Origin of the sequence: uncultured Chryseobacterium sp. (assembly GCF_913776365.1) — a bacterium.
GTDB lineage: Bacteria > Bacteroidota > Bacteroidia > Flavobacteriales > Weeksellaceae > Chryseobacterium.
This window is the reverse complement of the sequence record NZ_CAJYMO010000178.1, coordinates 1-5,349: the sequence shown is the minus strand read 5'-3', so window position 1 is coordinate 5,349 and position 5,349 is coordinate 1. Positions and strand designations below refer to the sequence as shown.

The 5,349-nt window shown below is 42.8% G+C and carries 2 protein-coding genes and 2 pseudogenes; 2 read left to right on the top strand and 2 right to left on the bottom strand.

Annotated elements, in window-relative coordinates:
• Together QZ735_RS09230 and QZ735_RS09225 are read right to left on the bottom strand one after the other, a co-directional pair.
• Positions 1 to 599, bottom strand: a pseudogene (locus QZ735_RS09230) (4-hydroxybutyrate CoA-transferase); the annotation flags it as partial.
• A gap of 208 nt (positions 600 to 807) precedes the next feature.
• Positions 808 to 1,995 (bottom strand): homogentisate 1,2-dioxygenase, encoded by a 1,188-nt coding sequence (locus QZ735_RS09225; RefSeq protein WP_294247245.1) that lies wholly within the window; start codon positions 1,993 to 1,995, stop codon positions 808 to 810.
• 821 nt (positions 1,996 to 2,816) lie between these two features.
• Between QZ735_RS09225 and QZ735_RS09220 the strand changes: the two genes are divergently transcribed.
• Both QZ735_RS09220 and QZ735_RS09215 read left to right on the top strand, forming a co-directional pair.
• Positions 2,817 to 4,889 carry a TonB-dependent siderophore receptor gene (locus tag QZ735_RS09220; protein WP_294247244.1) on the top strand — a complete coding sequence of 691 codons (2,073 nt, stop codon included), beginning with the start codon at positions 2,817 to 2,819 and terminating at the stop codon, positions 4,887 to 4,889.
• Positions 4,890 to 5,132: 243 nt separating this feature from the next.
• A pseudogene (locus tag QZ735_RS09215) lies at positions 5,133 to 5,349 on the top strand (thiol:disulfide interchange protein); the annotation flags it as partial.

The window sequence follows — 5,349 nt, the reverse complement described above, 5'->3', positions numbered from 1 at the left end:
ATCAGTTCCGCTACGTTTTTTCCCACTTCCATTTCTTCCGGTCCCACTTTGGAGCCGTAATCTACGGTCGGGAGCTCTTCTTCATGCCAAACCAGCTTATTGATCTTGCTGATGTGGATCATTCCATCGCCATGCGTTCTCGGCATCAGCGGATTGACGATCGCTACAATAATTTTCGCAGTATCCACTGCAGCACGGGCAACATCCACGGAAGTTCCTAAGGTGCAGAATCCGTGCTTATCGGGAGGCGAAACAGTGATTAGCGCTACGTCGAGCGGCAGAATATTCTTTCTGAACAGAATCGGGATTTCGCTCAGGAAAACCGGTACAAAATCGCCCCGCTCGGAATTAACGGCATCCCGCACCGGCGAAGACACGAATAAGGAATTGACGAAAAACTTTCCGGCATATTCCGGTTTGGCAATCTCTACATTTCCCTGTTGGGTAATGGAAACCATTTCTACGTTATCCAGACGGTGGGCCTGTCTTGCCATTTCATCGATTAAATAATTCGGGGTACAGGCACTTCCGTGAAAAAAGACCCGGTTGCCGCTTTTGATGGTATAGATGGCTTCTTCTGCACTGATGTATTGATCCATAATTAAATTTGATTGAATTACAGCTATTTCTTTTCTTAAAGATAGTTCATATTGTTGGGATGAAGTGAATTGCAGGCACAGATTTTTGTCATGTTTTGGTATAATTCATCATAAAAAAGGATTAAATGCAGTACACTTAATCCTCTGTTTGTATCAATGACAAACCTCATAGGTTTTCAAAAACCTATGAGGTTTATAATTACTTACATTATTCCTGCAGACGGTCTTTCATGGTCGGATCCTCCGAATCAAGCCAGGAAGTTTTATAGGACGGATCCTCCACTTTCAATGCTTCTTCCGTAATTTTCAGCGGACGGAAAGGGTCTACCATCACGGCATATTCTTCAGTGAATTTCTTTCCGATGCTTCGCTCCATCGCTCCAGGGTGCGGACCATGAACAATGCCTCCCGGGTGAATCGTAAAATCCATCAGGTCGATATGGTTCCGGCTCATAAAATCACCTTCGGTATAGAACAGGACTTCATCTGAGTCGATATTCGAATGGTTGTAAGGCGCCGGAATGGCTTGTGGATGGTAATCGTACATTCTGGCACAGAACGAGCAGACTACGAAATTATGTCCTTCAAAATTCTGGTGAACCGGCGGCGGCTGGTGGATTCTTCCGGTAATCGGCTCGAAATTTTTGATGTTGAATTTGTAAGGATAAAAGTATCCGTCCCAGCCTACGACATCAAACGGATGGGTGGCGTAGATAAAATCGGTGATCTGGTTTTCTTTTTTTACCTTAATTAAAAATTCCCCTTTTTCATCTTTAGGCGCTACGAAAACAGGCGCCTCAATATCCCTCTCGCAGAACGGTGAGTGCTCCAGCAGTTGACCGAATTCATTCCGGTATCTTTTCGGCGTATAGATCGGGGAGTGGCTTTCCAAAACAAAAAATACGGTATCTTCAGACTGAAGTTCTACCTGGTAGATGGTTCCTCTTGGGATGATCAGGTAATCACCTGTGGTGAACTCCAGGTTTCCTACAAATGTTTTCAGGATCCCGTTTCCGTTGTGAACAAACAGAAGCTCGTCGCATTCGGCATTTTTATAGAAATAATCCATGGATTTCCTTGGCTTGGACAATCCCATTTTCAGGTCGTTGTTCACCATCAGGAACTTGCGGCTCTCCAGCACATCGTCTTCGGGAGTTACGTTCATCCCTTTGAACATTCGCGGGGTCACATTTTTATCGACGGCAATCTTTGGCGACACGTCTTTGGGCTCCCCGATGGATTTGATCTGGGTAGGACGGTGGATGTGATACAGCAAAGAAGAAATTCCGTGGAATCCTTCTGTCCCGAAAAGCTGTTCGTAGTAGAATTTATCTTCCGGAGACTTGAAAACCGTATGCCTTTTTGGTGGGATATTTCCCGACTGATGATATCTCATTTTACTTTTATATGTGGATTCTCAAATGTAACAATTTTTAATGAAACGGAAAGATAGATTTCCTAAACGCAGGGTTCACCAGGTTAATTGAAACAAGAACAGGTATTTTTTGTTCGCAAAGCACTTCGTTCAGCAGAGCGTGGATATAATTAAAGAATATTCAAAGTGTAAATTTGCTACGGAGGAGCAACATCTGTGTAGAAAAGAAAGATTCAGTCGGTCAGCACGCCGTAGGTATACTATTGTAACAAGCTATTATGCTGTGAAAAGAGATAGAACTCCGCCGGAGTTCAGTTGTACTTGTTATAATTTTGTTGCTACACAGATAGTATTCCTACGGAATATTTGGTGATTTTTTTGACATCGTATTAAAGATAAATAATCAGTTTTTTAAATAATTCCCAATAAAAATTCAGCATGAACGAATTTGCTCCGGAGGAGCAATATCTGTGTAGAAAAGAAGATTTTAAGTCAATCAGCACGCCGTAGGTGTGCTAATTATACCAAACTGATATGCTGTAACGAGAGATAGAACTCCGCTGGAGTTCAGTTCTATTGGCTATCCTTGCCTTGCTACACAGATAGTATTCCTACGGAATATTTGGATGATTTTTTTGACAAAGTTTACATCAAAATTGGCTTCACGATTAATTATTGACCATTCGCAATCTATTTTTACAACCTAACTCCTGCATATTATTCAGAAAAATCCTTGCGGGCATAGCGTTAAAGATAAGTAGTGTAGTCTTTTACATAAATTTTAAAATTAAAGTTTTTGTTTTAAAAAATAATTGTTAGCTTTGACTAACAATTTTAATTTCATGAAGCGAATACTATTTTCTGCCGTTCTGTTTTCACCGTTCTGTTTCTCACAGAAAACCGACAGCCTCAATGTATACCGGTCTGAAAAAATCGATTCAGCAGGCACTCAGAAGAAAAAAGAAATGAAAACGAAGGATATTGATGATGTGGTGATTACCGGAACCCTAAAGCCGGTCAGCCGGTCCAAAAGTCCGGTAGCGGTGGAGATTTACAGCCAGAAATTCTTCCAGAAAAATCCTACACCGAATATCTTTGAGTCCATCGCCATGGTAAACGGCGTAAAACCTCAGCTGAATTGTTCGGTCTGCAATACGGGCGATATCCACATCAATGGGCTGGAAGGACCTTATACCATGATCCTGATTGACGGAATGCCGATGGTAAGCTCACTTTCCACGGTCTACGGACTGAGCGGAATCCCCAACAGCCTTGTCGACAGGATTGAGGTAGTGAAAGGACCGGCTTCTTCGATCTACGGTTCCGAAGCCATGGGCGGTGTAATCAACATCATTACCAAGAATGCCCTGACTGCTCCAAAATTCAGCATCGATCTGATGACCACGACCTGGAATGAAAATAATGTGGACCTTTCCACAAAATTCAGTCTGGGCAAAAAAGCAGCGTCTTTATTAAGTCTGAATTATTTCAACGCGACCCAAAGATTTGATGAAAACCACGATAATTTTACAGACGGAGCCCTGCAAAACAGGATTTCGGTATTTAACAAGTGGAATTTCCAACGGAAGGAAAACCGGCAGGCCGGTTTTGCACTGCGGTATCTTTATGAAGACCGTTTCGGAGGGGAAATGCAATGGAACAAATCCTACCGCGGAAGTGATCAGGTGTACGGAGAAAGCATTTATACCAACAGGGTAGAGGCATTCGGTATTTACCAGTGGCCTTTAAAGGAGAATATCATTACGCAGCTGTCATATAATTTCCACGACCAGAATTCCTTTTACGGAAACCATCCTTTCCTGGCCACCCAGAAAGTGGCTTTTGCGCAGACGTACTGGGATAAAAAGCTGGGAAACCATGATCTTATTGCAGGTGTTACATTCAAAAGAACGTTCTATGATGACAATACTCCGGGCACCTTATCAGCCGACGGTTTCACAAACGAACCGATGAGGTCGCCGATTCTTGGGGCTTTCATTCAGGATCAGTGGGATATCGATAAAAAGAATACGCTGCTTTTGGGATACCGGTTTGATTATGATCGAATCCATCATGCTGTCCATTCCCCGCGCTTTGCCTGGAAATTTTCGCCGAACCCTTATCATACGCTGCGGTTCAACTTCGGGACCGGATTCAGGGTAGTGAACCTGTTTACGGAAGATCATGCGGCACTCACAGGGTCGCGGGAAGTGGTGATTCAATCTGACCTGAAACCGGAAAGATCCGTGAACGGAAATCTGAACTACATTTGGAAAATTCCGGCAGGCGACCGGCTTATCAATCTGGATGCTTCGGCCTTTTATACGTATTTCAGCAATAAGATTGTTGGGGATTTCGATACCGATCCGGGAAAAATCATTTATGACAATCTTAATGGGTACGGCATTTCCAAAGTTGCTTCTTTAAATGTCGATTACAGTTTCGGTTTTCCGTTAAGTATGAATCTGGGCGTTACCTACCTGGATGTTTATCAGAAGTTTGATGATGAACGGGAGAAATCACAACAGCTCCATGCCCCGAGATGGAGCGGAACCTATAATCTGACCTACCGTTTTCCAAATGACCTGGCTGTCGATTTTACCGGTCAGTTTTACGGACCCATGCGGCTGCCGGTTCTGCCCAACGATTACCGCCCGGAATATTCTCCCTGGTATTCCCTGGCCAACATCAAGGTCTCCAAAAGTTTCAGCTCCGGATTTGAAGTCTATTGCGGCATCAAGAACCTTTTCAATTTCACACCGAAAGATCCGCTGATGCGTCCGTTTGATCCGTTCGACCGGACAGTGAATGATCCGGTTACTAATCCAAACGGCTATACGTTTGATACGACGTACGGCTATGCGCCGATGCAGAAAATAAGGGGATTTCTGGGGGTAAAGTATACTTTGAAATAAATGAATTAAACTTGAACCTAAGAATATTAACCACAAATCGAAGATTCGACGAAGTTAAAAGTCTCAAAAGCTTTTGACACATCAGTCACATAAGATTTTAGTTTAAAGTATTGCGTATAGTTTAAGATCACATAAGAAGAAAATCAAAGATTTTCAATTGGGTTACGGCGGCAGAGCGGAGCCGAAACCACTTCCAGCATCCATCATCCGGCTTCCATCTTTACAAAGTCAAAAAAGATAAATATGAAATCAATAAGCCTCTTTTTAATGATAATTCCTTTCTTCTGTCTTTCTCAACTCAGGACTGTCAGTTTTTCAGATTGGGAAATGAAACAGAGGCATGAACCCAGGCCGGCGGTTATTCATATTTATACGGACTGGTGTCCGGTCTGTAAGATGGAACAATTTAAATTGAATAAAGATCAGCAGCTTTTGGAATTTATTAACGACCATTTTTATT

Coding starts and splice junctions, on each gene's coding strand:
- QZ735_RS09225 (WP_294247245.1), bottom strand. CDS start 1,995: ATGAGATATCATCAGTCGGGAAATATCCCACCAAAAAGGCATACGGTT.
- QZ735_RS09220 (WP_294247244.1), top strand. CDS start 2,817: ATGAAGCGAATACTATTTTCTGCCGTTCTGTTTTCACCGTTCTGTTTC.